This window comes from Exiguobacterium sp. UBA1053, from assembly GCF_002316465.1.
Classification (GTDB): Bacteria; Bacillota; Bacilli; order Exiguobacteriales; family Exiguobacteriaceae; genus Exiguobacterium_A; species Exiguobacterium_A abrahamii.
In genome coordinates this window covers 305693-323765 of record NZ_DCDO01000013.1, presented here as the reverse complement: position 1 = coordinate 323765, position 18073 = coordinate 305693, and the positions used below count along the sequence as shown (strand labels likewise).

Genomic DNA, 18073 nt, shown 5'->3' with positions numbered 1-18073 from the left:
CAGTGTAGCGTGAATGAAGGATAATGAAAAGGCTTTCGGACTGATGTCGAATCTTAGTCATTGCCAATTAGGACTCTACCTGTGCTATACTCTTAAAGTTGACCGAAAGTATGATAAGATTTATTTAAATGAATAGAAAGAGGTACACACCTATGACAACATTAGTACGAAATGATTTACGCAACGTTGCGATCATCGCCCACGTTGACCATGGTAAAACAACATTAGTCGATGAGCTTTTAAAACAGTCTGGTACGTTCCGTACGAACGAACAAGTCGAAGAACGCGCAATGGACTCAAATGACATCGAGCGGGAACGTGGAATCACGATTCTTGCGAAAAACACTGCAATTGATTACAAGAACACACGCATCAACATCGTTGATACGCCAGGACACGCCGATTTCGGTGGAGAAGTTGAGCGGATCATGCGTATGGTTGATGGCGTTATCCTCGTCGTCGATGCACGTGAAGGCTGTATGCCACAAACACGTTTCGTTTTGAAAAAAGCACTCGAGCAAGGACTTCAACCAATCGTCGTCGTCAACAAAATTGACAAACCGATGGTCCGTCCTCTTGAAGTCGTCGACGAAGTCGTTGATCTCTTGATCGACCTCGGAGCTGACGAAGATCAACTCGAATTCCCAGTCGTTTATGCATCGGCAGTCAACGGCTCAAGTTCATTTGAACCTGAATTAGAGAAACAAGAAGATACAATCACAAACGTTCTTGATTTAATTCTTGAGCACACACCAGCGCCTGTCGATAACACAATGGAGCCGCTTCAGTTCCAAGTTACGATGCTTGACTATGATAACTACCTCGGACGGATCGGTGTCGGTCGTGTCTTCCGTGGAGAAATCAAAGTTGGTGATAGCGTTTCGCTTTCAAAACTTGATGGTTCAACGAAGAACTTCCGTGTTACAAAGTTGTTCGGTTACTTCGGTCTAAAACGTGTCGAAATCGAAACAGCAAAAGCTGGAGATTTGATCGCGATCGCCGGTATGGAAGATATCAACGTCGGTGAGACGGTTTGCCCAACTTCACACGTTGATCCACTCCCATTATTACGTATCGATGAGCCAACGCTTCAAATGACATTCATCGTCAACAACTCGCCATTCGCTGGTCGTGAAGGGGATCTCGTTACTTCACGTAAAATCGAAGAGCGTCTTGAAAAAGAACTCGAAACAGACGTTTCACTTCGCATCGAAAACACAGACTCACCGGACCGCTGGATCGTTTCTGGTCGTGGGGAACTTCACCTCGGGATCTTGATCGAAAACATGCGCCGTGAAGGATACGAAATTCAAGTATCGAAACCGCAAGTAATCATCAAAGAAGAAGAAGGCGTCAAAGTCGAGCCATTCGAACGCGTCGTCATCGATACACCAGAAGAGTACACAGGTTCTGTCATGGAATCGATCGGTCTCCGTAAAGGTGAATTGACGAACATGCAAACAATGGACAACGGTCAAACGAAGATGGAATTCATCGTTCCTTCACGTGGTTTGATCGGTTATCGTAACGAATTCCTTTCTGCTACACGCGGATACGGAATCATGAACCACACATTCGAAGAATACCGTCCGTTCATCCAAGCGGATATCGGTGGACGTCGTAGTGGTGTTATGGTCTCAATCGAAACAGGTAAAGCAACTGCTTACGCGATCTCAGCTCTTGAAGACCGCGGAACGATCTTCATCGAGCCTGGTATTGAAGTATACGAAGGTATGATCATCGGCGAATGTAACCGTGATGTCGATCTCGCTGTCAACGTCGTTAAAGCAAAACAATTAACGAACATGCGTGCATCTGCAAAAGATTCAACGAACGTTCTTAAACGTCCACGTGTCTTCTCACTTGAAGAGTCGTTGACATTCTTGAACGAAGATGAGTACTGTGAAATCACACCACAATCGGTTCGTCTCCGTAAACAAGTCTTGAACAAGAACGAACGTGAAAAGCAAGAAAAACGTCGTCGTCTAGGTAAAGATTAAGTCTTGAACGAATAGGGGGACTGGCAATGAATGCACAAGCTGCCGTTGCTTCTGATTTCTCGAAATACGATATTCCGTTCATCGCGAAACTTCTCGGTATCGGAAGTGATCCGAATAACATCGAAGCGGGATTTTATCCTTTAATGATTACCGTCGTCATCTTGACACTTGTCGTCTTTAAGTTAGGATTTGCTAAGGAACTAGCATGGTGGAAATCACTGATCGTCTATCTCTTGCTCGCCGTCTTCTCGGCAGCATTGACGCTTGTCTTCTGGACATGGCCGATTCCTGAAGTACTCCTTGCGATGGTCTTCGTACTTGGTATTTATCGCTTCCGGATGTGGATGGTCAAGCGTGAACGTGAACGGACAGCTTCTTGACGGAAGCGTGTCATGAATCAAAAGAACGAATCTCCTCGGAGGTTCGTTCTTTTTTTTGAGCCAATTCAGATGCATGATTTAAAGCGTAGCGGGAACAAGAATACTAAAAGGGGAGAAAACAGTGAAAATAAGGTATGTCATACCCCTATTGTTAGCGGGTATTCTGATGGGCTGTACACAAACGTCAGAAGAATCGTCAACAGAGGAAACGAATCAGACGACACAAGAAAACAATCAACAGGATTCAGGTGATCAAAAAGCAACGCAATCATCTCAAGCGCAAGAAGGAGTCGTATTTAAAGAGCTAAACGCTCCGTGGAATATTGTCCGAGAAGGAGAGGTATTTTACATCACGGAACGAGAAGGAACGATTGTCAAAGGAGAAAAAGGTGATTATGAACGGATGCGCCTTCAGCTGAAAGAGGATGTCCTTGCTGAAGGAGAAGGTGGATTGCTTGGAATGGTACTTGATCCTGATTTTAAGGACAATCAGACGGCATACGTCTACCATACGTACGCCAAACAAGGACAAGCGACGAATCGCGTCATCGCGATAAAAGAAGAGGGTGACCAGTGGACGGAAGAACGTGTCTTACTCGATGATATTCCCGGAGCGACGATTCATAACGGTGGACGGCTAGAATGGGGACCTGAAGGCGCGCTCTACGTCACAGCAGGAGACGCAGCGAATCCTGAACTGGCGCAAGACATTGATTCATTGGCAGGAAAGATTTTACGCATCACATCTGAAGGAGAACCGTTCGAGGGGAATCAAAAAGGATACGTCTACAGTCTCGGTCACCGGAATCCACAAGGACTTGTTTTCGTCGATGATCAACTGTATGCAAGCGAACATGGGCAAAGTGGGCACGATGAAATCAATCGAATCGAACAAAAGAATTATGGATGGCCGACGATTGAAGGGAAAGAACAAGCAGATGGACTGGTGACGCCGTGGTATGAAGTAGGAGAACAATCTGTTGCACCAAGTGGAGTTGCAACGGCAGAGAATACACTTTATTTTGCAACACTTGTCGGACAACGATTACAAACCATCGATCTAGAGACGAAGCAAGTCAAGACGATCGTCGAAAACCAAGGTCGGATTCGAGATGTCTGGATTGACGAGACATCAATTTACTATATTACAAATAATACGGACGGAAGAGGGAATCCATCGGCAGATGATGATCGACTCGTTCGAATCAATCGATGAACAACAAAAGGTCTGTCAGGGAATTTCCCCGCAGACCTTTTGTTTACCAGTGTTTTCGTTTCGTTTCCCAAGTCGGGTATAAATGAAATTGTCCAGAAGCGTGGCGTTCAAGTGTCCGTTCTTCTACGCGTGATCGACACTCATCACAAATGTGGACACGAACAGGTTTATTGCGTAATCGCTTCGCCGTGAAGGACCAATCATCAATCGTTTCACGCTTATCGCAAATCGTACATTTCACTCGCATGCCAGGTCCTCCCTTTTTTTCTTAGTATATCATATTAGAAGATTATTCAGATGTAAAAAAGGGAAACGAGAGGTATATATCGAAATATCATCACTAAGTCGTAGAGGGGGTGATGTCATGGCAAATAAAGTTGAACAACAGCTCAACTCAGGTCAACTAGAAGCACTATCGCAATTACCACTCGTTTTTTTGATTACGCATGATCAATCCAAACATTGGCCCATCACACATGCAATCAGTTGGGTACATGCGACGGATTCGCAAACGGTTCGATTTACAATCGAAGCAGATTCTCATCTCGTTAAAACATTACGAGAACATCCGGTCTTCACATTGATCTTTTTTGCAGATCAGTCGACGTACAGCTTAACGTGTACGGACGTCAAGGCGTTTACGCCGCAAGAAGACCTTCCGTTGCCACTCGCTTTTTATGAGGGACGCGTTGAGGAGGTGCGTGACATCTTGTTTTACGGAGCAGCTGTCACACAACGACCAACTATCGAAAAAACATACGATGAACAGGCAGCCGAACGGTTGGATCAACTCGTTCATCGCATCCTAAAAGCGTAACATTCATCACAAACTCGACTCTAAAGGGGCGAACGATGGAATGAAAAAAATATACGTACTTGATACTAATGTCATGCTTCACGATCCACTTTCTCTTTTCCAATTCCAGGAGCACGACGTCGTTATACCAGCGATCGTACTAGAAGAACTAGATGGAAAAAAACGCAACATGGATGAGGTTGGGCGTAATGCACGAGAAACAGCTCGCATCTTAGACCAATTACGGGAAACTGGTCAGCTTCATGCGGGAGTGCCACTCGGAAACGGCGGTATTCTTCGCGTCGATATTGGGGACTCCATTCATGAAGGTTCGCCGTTTACGCATGAATCAAACGATAATAAGATCATTGAACTGGCGTGGTCGATTCATCGGGAACAACAAATCGAAGCGACCCCACGAGATGTCATTCTCGTCTCAAAAGATATCTTAGTCCGCGTCAAAGCGGATGCGTATGGATTAGTCGCTGAAGATTATATGACAGATCATATCGCTGATTTGACCGGTCTTTATACAGGATTCATCGAAGTAACCGTCGATCAGGAGTATATTGATGCCTTCTATCAGGACAAACGGCTTTCGGTGGATGTCTTGCCAGAAAAAGTGCAACCGAATGAGTTCGTCATCTTAAAAAGTAACATGTCGAAAGCTTCAGCCATCGCCGTCGTTGATCAGAACTTGCCGATCATTCGGGCACTTTCGATCGATGTCGACCAAGTCTGGGGCGTCATTCCACGAAACGTTCAACAACGGATGGCATTTGAGTTATTATTACGTGACGATGTACCACTTGTGACACTCGTTGGTAAGGCAGGTACCGGGAAAACGCTACTCGCACTCGCTGCGGGTCTCCTGCAAGTGGAAGACGAGCACAAATATAAAAAACTGGTCGTTGCTCGTCCTGTCGTACCGATGGGAAACGATATCGGCTACTTGCCGGGTGAAATGGAAGAGAAGCTTCGTCCGTGGATGCAACCTATCTACGATAACCTCGAACACCTTTTCAATACGGGATCGGGAGACGAACTAGGTAACATTCTCGCCGGAATGAAGACGATTCAACTGGAAGCATTAACGTACATCCGGGGACGTAGTATGCCGGGGCAGTTCATCATCATCGATGAAGCGCAGAATTTGACGAAACATGAAGTCAAGACGATTTTGACACGTGTCGGTGAAAACTCGAAAATCGTGTTAGTCGGAGATCCACAGCAGATTGATCATCCGTATCTAGATGAGTATTCCAATGGTCTATCCTACGCCGTAGAACGACTCAAAAATGAGAAGATGACGGGACACGTCAAACTCGTCAAAGGGGAGCGCTCGAACTTGGCACGCCTCGCAGCCGATTTACTATGAAAAAACGTGGTGCGTCTATTCAGGCGCACCACGTTTTCCTTATATGACGGTAACCGTATGAACGGATTTGACGATCTGTTGTCCGTGTAACAGATGAACGGGTCCATCTGCTAACACTTTGCCGTCTTGTGAGAACTGCAGATACACTTCGTCGAGTTGCTCAAGTGGAAGTTCGACCGTTTCTTCGCCTTCGAAACGAATGGCGATCGCATCCGGTAAAAGCTCGGCATTCCGGATGAACGGTGCAAGAGCCATTGCGAATGACCCTTGAAGCGCGGCTTCTTTTTCAGCACGTGTCATCGGACGATTGTGATCCGTACGACTGCCTTCCATGATGCCTTTATCCCACGCAGCCCCCATTTTCGCGTAGTACGCTTCTTGTTCACTTGTGTCGGCTGGTTGCCCGATTTTCTCGATTGCTACCTTTCGTTCATCAAAGATCCAGACTGTCGGATCAATCGTTAACTGATGCCGTACTTTACCGTTAATCGGAAAAATCATTTGTTCTACCCCCTAAATGTGTAAGTCCAACAAATCCATTATACCGAAACGTTGAATTGTTGGCGAAAGTAAGGTAAAGTTTAGCTATAACAGGAACGCGTCATTTGATGAGGAGGGATTGGATTGTCAACTGAAATCGAGACAGTTCATCGCCAGCGCGCTCTTGAGCTACTAGAAGCGGATGCACAAAAAATCCGCCGGTTGATCGAGGTCCAGCTTGCGAATTTAACGATGCCACAATGTCCTCTTTACGAGGAAGTATTGGATACACAAATGTTCGGATTATCCCGTCAAATTGATTTTGCGGTACGTCTTGAACTGATTGATGCGGGTGAGGGGAAACAATTACTCGAATCACTTGAACAGCAATTATCTGATTTACATGATGCGGAGACGTGCTGATTTTCTACTCAAACGTGAAATGCGGCGTTTGGGTATTTTTTTTTAGAAAATGAAAAAAGGACGTGTACATATGTTAGCGAAGTTTAAAGAAAAACGAGCATTTTTTGACTATGGTCTCTTCTTTACGATGCTCATCCTCATGGCGATCAGTACGGTCATGGTCTATAGTGCGAGCGTGTGGAACGGTGGAGATTATGCGAATACGTCCTTCTTTGAGAAGCAGTTGATGTTTGATGCGATGGCGATCGTGCTGTTCCTTTTCGTTTCACAAATCAATCATGAGGTGTTCCGTGGACCAGTGATTCGTTTACTCTTGTACGCGATTACATGGTTGATGTTGATGGCGACGCTGTTTTCGGCACCACTAAACGGGGCTCGCGCATGGTTGAACTTCGGTATCTTCTTGATTCAACCAATCGAGCTTTGTAAATTCGTGCTCGTCGTCGGACTTGCGAGTTATTTTGATCAAAAGCACAAAGGGAAAATGGACGGCGTGATTGGGATCGTCCATCACTTCATCCATCGTCAAATTCCAGCGACGTCTCCAGGAAGACGGATTTTACTTAGTTTCTCGGACTGGATCTTGATTCCGATGGTTGTATTACTTGCACCTTACGCGATCATCATTCGCATGCAACCGGATGACGGTGGATTGTTCATTCTGTTACTCATCTCGGCGATGATTTTATTCGCAGTTGGATTACCTAGTGGTTACATCATGTTATGTGTCGTCACCGTACCAATCATCTTCTTGTACGCATGGAATAATTTTTCGGATAATCAGATGCAACGGATTCAAGCAAGTTTAAATCCCTTCCTTGACGCAGAAGGTAAGGGATATCAGCTCATCAACTCCGTCATATCAATTGCCCATGGGGGATTATTCGGAGTAGGTCTCGGGAATAGTTTTCAAAAGTATGGTTATCTGCCAGAGCCTGAAACCGACTACATCATGTCGATCATCTCGGAGGAACTCGGATTCATCGGGGTTCTTGTCGTACTCGGTCTATTGTTCTATCTGATGATTCAAGGGGCGATCATCGCTAATCGGTGTGTCTCGCTTTATTCGAGTATGCTCGCTCTCGGGATATCCGGTATCATCTTCATCCAGACATGTATCAATATCGCGGCCATGTCTGGTCTATTTCCAGGTACAGGTGTCACCTTGCCATTCATCAGTTACGGTGGGTCGTCGTTACTTGTCATGAGTACGATGCTTGGTGTGATGGCAAACATTTCCATGCAAAACAAATATCGGATGGCGTATCATAAAGAAGTGCAGACTGCACGTTCGATGAGTGCCACGAGCTCATTAACTAAAGGGGGAGCATCAGTTGACTAAAATCCAGAAGATTCTCGTAGCAAACCGCGGGGAGATCGCGATTCGCGTTTTCCGTGCAGCGACAGAACTCGGTATTCGTACCGTTGCCATTTATTCGCGAGAGGACATGGGTTCTCTTCATCGCTATAAAGCCGATGAAGCGTACCGGATCGGAGAAGGTAAAAAACCGATCGAAGCCTATCTCGACATTGAAGATATCATCGCAACAGCGAAAAAAGCCGATTGTGATGCGATCCATCCTGGTTATGGTTTCCTCTCTGAGAATATTGAGCTAGCCAAACGTTGCCGTGAAGAAGGAATCATCTTCATCGGACCGCAAGAAGAGCACCTGTATAAGTTCGGGGATAAAGTACGTGCACGGACGACTGCGATTGAAGCCGGTCTTCCTGTCATTCCGGGAACGGATGGTCCGATCTCATCCATTGATGAAGCGTATGCGTTCGCAAAGGAAGCAGGCTATCCACTCATGGTCAAAGCATCGCTTGGTGGTGGTGGACGCGGAATGCGTGTCGTCCGGACAGAAGAAGAACTTCCAGACATGATCGAACGTGCGAAATCTGAAGCCTTGAAAGCGTTCGGTTCGGATGAGATTTACGTCGAAAAACTAATCGAACGACCAAAACATATTGAAGTTCAAATCATCGGTGACGCCCATGGGAACATCATTCATTTGTTTGAACGTGATTGTTCCGTACAGCGTCGTCACCAAAAAGTCGTCGAAGTGGCGCCATGTGTTACGCTATCAGACGAAGGGCGTAAAAAGATTTGTGACGCTGCCGTCACACTGATGAAACATGTCGGATACGAAAATGCGGGTACGGTCGAATTTCTCGTGACACAAGATGAATCGTTTTACTTCATCGAAGTGAATCCACGTGTCCAAGTCGAGCATACGATCACGGAGATGATTACGGGCGTAGATATCGTTCAGACGCAAATTCGTGTCGCTGAAGGCGAATCGTTACATAGTGACCTCGTCGGTATTCCGCAACAAGAAGACATCAAGATGCTTGGTTTTGCGATTCAAAGCCGGATCACGTCAGAAGATCCGGAAAACGGCTTCTTGCCGGATACAGGGAAGATCAAGGCCTATCGTTCACCAGGCGGTTTTGGAGTACGTCTTGATGGTGGGAATGCCTATGTCGGAGCAGAAATTTCACCATATTATGATTCGTTGCTCGTTAAAATCTCGACACACGGTTTGACGTATGACCAAGCGGTCGCGAAGATGCGTCGAAACTTAAGTGAATTCCGAATCCGTGGGATTAAGACGAATATCCCATTCTTGAGCAACGTCTTGAAACACCATGCGTTCGTTAGTGGCGATTACAACACTTCGTTCATCGATGATACACAGGAATTATTCATCTTCCCGAAACGCCAAGACCGGGGAACGAAGCTCTTGACGTACATCGGAGAGGTTTCTGTCAATGGATTCCCGGGAATCGGGAAATTGGACAAGCCGCTTGCGCGTGACGTCCGGATTCCAAAAAATCTTCCGGCAGACTATACACCGGGTGCGAAAGCGATCCTCGATGCAGAAGGTCCGGAAGCTGTTGCGAAGTGGTTGGCAGCACAAGAGAATGTGTTGTTGACGGATACGACATTCCGTGATGCCCATCAATCGCTCCTTGCGACTCGGATGCGGACGAAGGACCTCGTTGCGATCGCCGAAGCGGAGGCGAAACTGCTCCCTGAACTGTTTTCGGTCGAAGCATGGGGAGGCGCGACGTTTGATGTCGCGTATCGATTCTTGTCGGAGGATCCATGGGTTCGTCTGATGAAATTACGTGAAAAGATGCCGAACGTCCTCATTCAAATGTTGCTTCGTGGTGCGAACGGCGTTGGTTACAAAAACTATCCGGACAATGTCATTCACACGTTCGTCAAGGAAGCGGCGCAGGCAGGAGTCGACGTCTTCCGAATCTTCGATAGCTTGAATAACCCGGAGTCGATTCAACTTGCCATCGATGCGGTCTTGCCGACAGGTAAAATCGCGGAAGCAGCTGTCTGTTATACAGGGGATTTATTCGATGCGAATCGACCGAAATATCACCTGCCGTATTACGTCAATCTGGCGAAACAACTGGAAGAAAGCGGCGCTCATATCATTGCCATCAAGGATATGGCGGGTCTCTTGAAACCGGAGGCAGCCTACGCACTCGTATCAGCACTTAAAGATGCGGTATCGCTACCAATCCATCTCCACACACACGATGCGAGTGGGAACGGGATTTATACGTATGCGCGTGCGATTGATGCAGGTGTCGACGTCGTAGACGTCGCGGCATCAAGCATGTCGGGACTGACGAGTCAGCCAGCGGGTGGTAGCTTGATTCATGCCTTAAGTGGTCATCCACGTCAACCGCTCGTATCAGCACAGAAGTTTGAACAGATTTCGGATTATTGGCAGGACGTGCGTCATCTGTATCAAGCATTCGAACTCGATATGATTGCACCGAATCCAACGGTCTACGACCATGAGATGCCGGGTGGACAGTATTCGAACTTACAGCAACAAGCAAAAGCGGTTGGACTTGCGGATCGTTGGTCTGAAGTCAAAGAGATGTATGCGCGTGTCAATATGCTGTTTGGCGATATCGTCAAAGTCACACCATCGTCAAAAGTCGTTGGAGACATGGCACTCTTCATGGTTCAACATCATCTGACAGAAGAGGATGTCTTGCACCGTGCAAGTGGACTTGATTTCCCGGATTCAGTCGTCGAACTGATGAAAGGGGAGCTCGGAACACCACCAGATGGTTTCCCGCAAGACGTTCAACAGGCTATTCTCAAGGGAGCTGCTCCGCTGACAGAACGTCCAGGTAAGATGATGGATCCACTTAATTTTGACGCAATCAAACATGAGTTGTTCGAAAAACTTGAACGTCCCGTTACAGAATTTGATGCACTCGCTTACGCGCTCTATCCAAAAGTCTTCATGGACTACAGTTCGTATGTCGCGCGATATGGCGATATCTCTGTTCTTGATACGAATACGTTCTTCCATGGAATGCGTCTAGGTGAGACGATCGAGGTTGAAATCGAACGAGGCAAGACACTCTACCTCAAGTTGATTCAAATCGGTCAGCCAGACGATCATGGTATGCGGACGATCTATTATGAGATGAACGGTGTTCCTCGTGAAGTCGAAGTCAAAGACATCAGTATTAAGGAAAGTTCATCAAGTCGTCCAAAAGCAGATCGAAGCAATGCGAAACAAATCGGTGCCTCAATGCCGGGTAGCGTGCTGAAGGTACTCGTCGAAACGGGTACACGTGTCCGTAAAGGAGAGCAACTCCTCGTCACGGAAGCGATGAAGATGGAAACGACGATCCAAGCACCGGAAGACGGTGAAATCAAAGCCGTCCACGTCAAGGAAGGCGAAGCTATCGCGAGTCAAGACTTACTGATTGAATTCGTATAAGGTCACAACGAAAAACAGGCGCACGCTCGGCGGGCTGCCTGTTTTTCATTCAATACGTAGTGGGAGAGGATACGATTGAACATTATTTGTTGGGTACGAAGTGATTTTCGATTACAAGATAACCACATGTTGGCACGTGCTGTTGAATTACTAAATGAAAATCCGAAGGCGACGGTCGAGTTCGTCTTTTGGCTCAATCCGGATTACATCGGAGAATATGAAGCACGGCAACAATATTTCTTCCAAGCGCTCGAAATGTTTTCTGATGCCTGCAAAGAGAAAGAGATGCCGATCCGTTTCATCGAAGGGGATGAACAGGCTTTCTTAGACGCAACTGATGATGCGGACATCTTGTTATTTAATGCGGAATATGTCGAACCATTCAAGACGCGAGATGAAAAAATCATTAAAAAGCGTAAAGATCGTCAGACGGAGCGGCTACTAGACCGGCATCTTCTTCACCCGCATGACATTAAAAAGCAAGATGGAAAGTTCTATAAAGTGTTCACGCCATATAAGAATGCATTCATGAAAAAAGACATTCCTGCACCATATGAAGTCAAGTGGCAAACGCTGCGGGATCATTATCAAAAGCGTCAGCACGATAATAGTTTCATCAACGCTTATTTTAAAAAGGCAGAGTCGGAAGCCGTCTTCCATCCTGGTGAAAAGCAGGCGAAACAACGCTTGAAGAAATTCGTCGAACAATCGCTTGCAGGCTACGAAGAGAACCGTGATCTTCCTGCTGTCGACGGTACGAGTTTACTTTCTCGCTATTTACGGACTGGAGAAATCGGCATTCGGACCGTCTATGCGGCTGTTCAGGAGGCAAAAGAATCAAAAGGGAAACAGACTTTCATCACCGAACTCATCTGGCGTGAATTCTATTACATGATTTTAATGCATTTCCCGGAATCAAAACGACAAGCCGTCAATACGCAATATCGGGAAATCGAATGGGAGAACGATGAAGAGGGCTTCAAGGCGTGGTGTGAAGGCAAAACGGGCTATCCGATCGTTGATGCAGCGATGCGGCAATTGAATCAAACGGGGTGGATGCATAATCGTCTACGGATGATCGTCGCTTCTTTCCTGACAAAAGACTTGTTGGTCGATTGGCAGAAAGGCGAACAATATTTCCAGCAGAAACTCGTTGATTATGAAGCAGCATCAAACATCGGGGGTTGGCAATGGGCAGCATCGGTCGGAACGGATGCCGTCCCGTACTTCCGCGTCTTCAATCCGACGACTCAATCGAAGAAGTTCGATAAGGATGGAGCGTTCATTCGAAAGTATGTCACGGAAATCAAGGATTTATCAAAGCAGTATATTCATGAACCGACTGCTGAGCAACGCAAGGATTATGGCTATCCAGAACCAATCGTCGCACATGACGAAGCGCGAAAGCGTGCGATTGCTCGATTCAAATAATGAAAAAAGGATGTTCCTCGCTTGAGGAACATCCTTTTTTTACGACCTTATTGAAGACGACTATTTGCCTTACGCGTTCGGAATGCATGGTACGTCAAGTAAGATAAGACCCCGAAGTAACATGTGATCAAGAAGGCGTGGAGTAACGGCACATACGTTGCATGTCCACCAAGAACAATCCAAGCCCCAGTGGCGACTTGGCACGAGATGAAGAACGTCGCGAACGCCATACCAATCGTTGTCGTCCGATGCTTTAAGCGAATCGCAACGACATGGACGAATAAGGTGAACAGGAACAGTAATCCTGCCATGATCCGGTGAATCATCTGCACCCACGCTTCGAACGTCATGGAAGGTTGAGAACAGACAGGCCAACCAACGCAAGCATATGTAGCGCCGACATGGCGTACGTAAGCACCCGTATAAACGACGATCAGCGTATAAATGAGTAGACCGTACAAGAGCTTCCGTAAGAATGCTGGGACAGATTCCCTGAATTCCTGACCCGGACGCTCCATGATCAACAATGTCAAAATCAATAGCGAAGCAAAGGAGATCAATGAAATCCCGAAATGTAACGCCATGACGAGGTCTGATTGTTGCCAAACGACTGCTCCAGCACCGACGATCGATTGAATCAACATGAAGATGAAAGCAAGAAACGCAAAGATCTTCGTATCTAATCGATCCTTGAAGGCAACGAGCGTCCAGAGACATAAGGCGATGATTAAGAGTCCAACGACTCCAGTCACAGCGCGGTGACTATATTCAATCATCGTTTCAACACTTGGGTTCGTCGGAATGAGTTCCCCGTGACAGAGTGGCCAATCCGTTCCGCAACCATCTCCCGAATCCGTTTTTGTGACTGTCCCACCCATCAGTAAGACGATCATCATCGTAAACGTGACGAAGGCTGAAAACATCGAAAGTTTTCGATTCAAGATTTGGACACCACCTTTCTAAAAAAATACGAAATACATGGATTTCCATAGGTCTAGTATCGCATAAAAAGTACTGAAAGGGTTGCAATCTTTTAGAACAACGCTATTCTAGTATTAGGTAAATATGGTGAACTGTGATGAAAATCACATAGATTTCACATTTTGTTCATTATGTCGAAAGTATTTTCATACGTCACGGTCCTCGATATGTGGTATCTTTTATAGAGAAAAGGACGTTTCGTGGCATGTCTGTGTTATTTCTGTGAAGAAATTACGTGAAGCCTAGGTGCTAAACGGAAGCAGACGGTGAAAAGGAGGGAACAGCATGGCGAAAGTTACTGGAGAGGCACTGGATATGGCGATCGAGCAAGCGGATCAGCCGACATTCAAGGACTATATTACCCTAGCAAAAATGGGGATTGTCCGTGCCAATCTGATTACGGTCTTCGCGGGGTATGTCGTAGCAGCATCATACATAACGGATGATGTCCTGTTGTATCTGTGGCAAACCAAGTGGATGTTACTGTGGACGCTTCTCGGGAGTGGATTGGTCATTGCCGGAAGTTGCTACCTCAATAACTACATTGACCGGGACATCGATTACAAGATGGAACGGACGATGGGAAGACCAAGCGTTACTGGGAAGATGGATGGACAGCGGATACTCGCACTAGGACTCGGTATTCTTGCGACCGGTACGGTATTGTTGTTGATCGTCAACCATGTGGCGGCAGTGTTCGGATTGATCGGATCATTCGTTTACGTCGTGATTTATACGATGTGGTTAAAGCGGACGCACACGATCAATACAGTCGTAGGTGGTATATCAGGAGCTGTGCCACCAATCATTGGATTTGCGGCAGTCACTCCGACGCTTCACATTGATGCGTGGATTTTATTCCTCATCATGTTCGTGTGGCAACCACCACATTTCCTTGCACTCGCGATGCGACGGACAGAGGAGTATCGGGCAGCAGGTATCCCGATGTTACCTGTCGTAAACGGATTCGCGATCACGAAACGACAAATTGTATGGTGGATTGCAGTACTCATTCCATCATCACTCCTCTTAGCACACTATGGCATCATCTACATGATCGTCATGGCATTGCTCGGTGGATATTGGCTCTATATGGGACTGAAAGGTCTGAAGATCCAAGATGAACAAGCCGAAATCAAATGGGCGTCGAAGATGTTCTTCTTCTCACTGTTTTATTTCACGGCTTGGATCGTGACGGTCGTACTCGTTTCTCTCTAAAACGATTTGACATAATTCACGTACACCATTACGAAAGACAAAATTGGGGACAAAGAAAGTGGGGATGGTTGTGAAAAAATCAGTAAAAATGCTCTTCCGGCTTCTTCCAATCGGCTTGATGGCACTCATGTTATCAGGTTGTGGAATTCCGGAATTGTCTGCGCTACAGCCTCGCGGAGAAGGCGCTGAGATGCAACTTGAGATCATCAAGCTTAGCTTGTGGGTCATGTTGTTCGTCCTTGCGATCGTAGCCGTCATTTATATTTACGTACTTATGAAATTCCGTCGTAAATCAGGTGATAACACGGTTCCGAAGCAAGTCGAAGGGAACCATACGCTTGAAATCATCTGGACAGTCATTCCGATTCTTCTTTTGATCGTGCTTGCAATTCCTACGATCAAAACAACGGTTGAACTCGCAGATGCAAAAGAAGCGAAGAAAAACGAACAAATCAACGTTACAGCAAACCTCTACTGGTGGGAGTTCGAATACCCAGACAAAGGTGTTTCGACAGGACAAGAACTTGTCATTCCAGTCGGTAAACGTGTTGCTGTTAACTTGACGTCTAAAGACGTCATTCACTCATTCTGGGTACCAGCTCTTTCTGGTAAAACAGATACGAACCCAGGTCTTGAGAACGAAATGTGGTTACAAGCAAAAGAAGCAGGCACTTACTACGGTAAATGTGCCGAGTTGTGTGGTCCTTCTCACGCATTGATGGACTTCAAAGTCGTCGCACTTGAACAAGACGACTATGACAACTGGTTAAAAGATATGAAAGCTGCGAAAGAAGCAGAGACGAAGCAGCTTGATAAAAAGAATGAAAAGAACTGGACGACTGGCGAGAAAGTCTATGCCCAGAACTGTCTCAGCTGTCATGGTGGCGGGAAAGTCGCACCTAGCTTGACGAACTTCGGTGATCGTCAGCGTATCGCGGGTTACCTCGATCATGATAAAGAAAACCTCGAAAAATGGATTCGCGATCCACAAAAAGAGAAACAAGGTACGAAAATGCCTGGATTCTCTGAAGATCAGATCAGCGATGAAGAATTGAGCGAATTGGCAGATTATCTATTGGACAAAAAGCTCCAATAATTTTTTAAGGGGGAATCATAGTGGGGACACATACTATGGGTATGCCGCAGAAAAAAAGCGGCATCATGGACTGGCTAACGACAGTCGACCATAAGAAAATCGGGATTCTCTACATCATGTCTGGATTGTTCTTCCTTCTAGTCGGTGGCGTAGAAGCCCTAATGATTCGTTTTCAATTGATTAAACCGATGAACGATTTCGTCAGCGGTGAACTCTTTAACCAATTGATCACGATGCACGGTACGACGATGATCTTCTTGGCAGCGATGCCGATGTTGATCGGATACATGAACGCAGCAGTACCGCTTCAAATCGGGGCACGTGACGTTGCGTTCCCATTCTTGAATGCACTTGGTTTCTGGTTGTTCTTCTTCGGTGGAGTCTTGTTGAACCTTTCTTGGTTCTTCGGCGCTGCACCGAACGCAGGGTGGACTGCATACGCACCACTCTCGACGGTACCTGAGTCTCTCGGTGTAGACTTCTACGCTCTAGGTCTTCAGATTTCTGGTTTCGGTACACTTATGGGGGGGATTAACTTCCTCGTTACGATTTTGAACATGCGTGCACCAGGTATGAAACTGATGCGGATGCCGCTCTTCACATGGACAGCATTCGTTGCTTCTGCCTTGATCGTTTTCGCATTCCCACCACTTACGGTTGGATTGTTCCTCTTGACGTTCGAGCGACTCTTCGGAGCGCACTTCTTCGACCCGGCAGCGGGCGGGAATATCGTCATCTGGGAACACCTCTTCTGGATCTTCGGTCACCCGGAAGTTTATATCTTGATCTTACCGGCATTCGGTATTTTCTCTGAAATCATTCCTACATTTGCTCGTAAGCGTCTCTTCGGTTACACGACGATGGTCTTTGCGACGATGTTGATCGGTTTCCTTGGATTCATGGTTTGGGTCCACCACATGTTCACAGTTGGTCTCGGTCCGGTCGCAAACGCGATCTTCGCCGTAGCAACGATGGCGATTGCTGTACCGACAGGGGTCAAGATCTTTAACTGGCTCTTTACGCTATGGGGCGGTAAGTTGACGTTCCCAGTCGCAATGCTTTATTCGGTCGCGTTCATTCCATCATTCCTTGTTGGTGGTATGACAGGGGTCATGCTTTCTGTTGCACCTGCCGATTACCAGTACCATGACAGTTACTTCGTAGTAGCTCACTTCCACTACGTTATCGTTGGTGGGGTTGTCTTCGGTCTCTTCGCAGGTCTTTACTACTGGTTCCCACTCATGTTCGGGAAACAGCTCAACGAATTCTGGGGAAAAATTCAATTCTGGTTGTTCTTCATCGGCTTCCACTTGACGTTCTTCCCGCAACATATTCTTGGTCTTACAGGTATGCCACGTCGTGTCTTCACGTACTTGCCAAACCAAGGCTGGGAAACAATGAACTTACTTTCATCAATCGGTGCAGCCTTCATGGGTGTGTCGACGATCGTTCTCGTCATTTCGATTGCAGCAGCATTGATGTCAAAAGAATATGTAAAACGCGACGTCTGGGGAGATGGACGTACACTTGAGTGGACACTTCCAGTTCCAACTCCAGAGTATAACTTCGCTCAAATCCCACTCGTCAAAGGTTTGGATACGTATTGGCTCGAAAAAATGGCAGGAAACAAAACAGTTTCTGTATCGGAAGAAGTCGGCGATATCCACATGCCGAACAACACGATCTTGCCATTCGTCATGTCAGTCGGTCTATTCCTCGCAGGTCTCGGATTCATTCTTCGCCTAGACTATGGAACTGTTGGTCTTGTTGTTGCCTTGATTGGTCTTGCGATGACATTGATCGCGATGTTCTTCCGTTCTTGGATCGATGATGAAGGATACTACATCCCGAAATCAGTCGTCGAAGAAGATCTACGCCTTGAAGCAGAAAAGGAGGCGAAGTAAG

Annotated in this window: 15 protein-coding genes; 12 read left to right on the top strand and 3 right to left on the bottom strand. The window is 46.5% G+C overall.

Going from position 1 to position 18073, the window contains the following annotated elements; genetic code table 11:
• Positions 1-152: 152 nt before the first annotated feature.
• From typA to B3G15_RS09415, 3 genes are all read left to right on the top strand, one after another.
• Entirely contained in the window at positions 153-2000 is a 1848-nt protein-coding gene (gene typA, locus B3G15_RS09425; protein WP_023468842.1) for a translational GTPase TypA, read from the top strand.
• Between the two features lie 26 nt (positions 2001-2026).
• Positions 2027-2380: a YlaH-like family protein gene (locus B3G15_RS09420; RefSeq protein WP_023468841.1), complete on the top strand. Its 354-nt coding sequence runs from the start codon at positions 2027-2029 to the stop codon at positions 2378-2380.
• Between the two features lie 121 nt (positions 2381-2501).
• Entirely contained in the window at positions 2502-3596 is a 1095-nt protein-coding gene (locus tag B3G15_RS09415) for a PQQ-dependent sugar dehydrogenase (protein WP_214859705.1), read from the top strand.
• A 43-nt stretch (positions 3597-3639) separates the two neighbouring features.
• On the opposite strand, the gene B3G15_RS09410 is transcribed toward B3G15_RS09415, so the two are convergent.
• Positions 3640-3843 (bottom strand): YlaI family protein, encoded by a 204-nt coding sequence (locus B3G15_RS09410; RefSeq protein WP_029342171.1) that lies wholly within the window; start codon positions 3841-3843, stop codon positions 3640-3642.
• Positions 3844-3960: 117 nt separating this feature from the next.
• Here B3G15_RS09410 and B3G15_RS09405 point away from each other — a divergent pair, with 117 nt between their 5' ends.
• Entirely contained in the window at positions 3961-4413 is a 453-nt protein-coding gene (locus tag B3G15_RS09405; protein WP_214859707.1) for a hypothetical protein, read from the top strand.
• 40 nt (positions 4414-4453) lie between these two features.
• The gene (locus B3G15_RS09400) at positions 4454-5770 is read left to right on the top strand and encodes a PhoH family protein (RefSeq protein WP_050677545.1); all 1317 of its coding nucleotides are present in this window, start codon (positions 4454-4456) and stop codon (positions 5768-5770) included.
• Positions 5771-5809: 39 nt separating this feature from the next.
• Here B3G15_RS09400 and B3G15_RS09395 read toward each other — a convergent pair whose 3' ends face one another.
• Complete coding sequence (locus B3G15_RS09395) at positions 5810-6271, bottom strand: hypothetical protein (RefSeq protein WP_064299602.1); 462 nt, start codon at positions 6269-6271, stop codon at positions 5810-5812.
• A gap of 123 nt (positions 6272-6394) precedes the next feature.
• On the opposite strand from B3G15_RS09395, the gene B3G15_RS09390 reads away from it, so the two are divergent.
• The 4 genes from B3G15_RS09390 to B3G15_RS09375 all read left to right on the top strand — a co-directional run bounded on the left by B3G15_RS09390 (position 6395) and on the right by B3G15_RS09375 (position 12873).
• A complete protein-coding gene (locus B3G15_RS09390; RefSeq protein WP_023468835.1) occupies positions 6395-6673 on the top strand; it encodes a YlaN family protein in 279 nt (92 codons plus the stop codon).
• 70 nt (positions 6674-6743) lie between these two features.
• Positions 6744-8015 (top strand): FtsW/RodA/SpoVE family cell cycle protein, encoded by a 1272-nt coding sequence (locus B3G15_RS09385; protein WP_290720290.1) that lies wholly within the window; start codon positions 6744-6746, stop codon positions 8013-8015.
• A complete protein-coding gene (locus tag B3G15_RS09380) occupies positions 8008-11442 on the top strand; it encodes a pyruvate carboxylase (RefSeq protein WP_290720287.1) in 3435 nt (1144 codons plus the stop codon). The genes B3G15_RS09385 and B3G15_RS09380 overlap by 8 nt, the downstream gene beginning before the upstream one ends.
• A gap of 75 nt (positions 11443-11517) precedes the next feature.
• Entirely contained in the window at positions 11518-12873 is a 1356-nt protein-coding gene (locus B3G15_RS09375; protein WP_290720285.1) for a cryptochrome/photolyase family protein, read from the top strand.
• 47 nt (positions 12874-12920) lie between these two features.
• Here B3G15_RS09375 and B3G15_RS09370 read toward each other — a convergent pair whose 3' ends face one another.
• Complete coding sequence (locus tag B3G15_RS09370; protein WP_023468831.1) at positions 12921-13814, bottom strand: COX15/CtaA family protein; 894 nt, start codon at positions 13812-13814, stop codon at positions 12921-12923.
• Positions 13815-14139: 325 nt separating this feature from the next.
• On the opposite strand from B3G15_RS09370, the gene cyoE reads away from it, so the two are divergent.
• The 3 genes from cyoE to ctaD all read left to right on the top strand — a co-directional run bounded on the left by cyoE (position 14140) and on the right by ctaD (position 18072).
• The gene (gene cyoE / locus B3G15_RS09365) at positions 14140-15072 is read left to right on the top strand and encodes a heme o synthase (RefSeq protein ID WP_023468830.1); all 933 of its coding nucleotides are present in this window, start codon (positions 14140-14142) and stop codon (positions 15070-15072) included.
• Between the two features lie 64 nt (positions 15073-15136).
• Complete coding sequence (coxB, locus tag B3G15_RS09360) at positions 15137-16168, top strand: cytochrome c oxidase subunit II (protein WP_081637364.1); 1032 nt, start codon at positions 15137-15139, stop codon at positions 16166-16168.
• A 35-nt stretch (positions 16169-16203) separates the two neighbouring features.
• Entirely contained in the window at positions 16204-18072 is a 1869-nt protein-coding gene (ctaD, locus tag B3G15_RS09355; RefSeq protein WP_029342162.1) for a cytochrome c oxidase subunit I, read from the top strand.
• Position 18073: the final 1 nt, after the last annotated feature.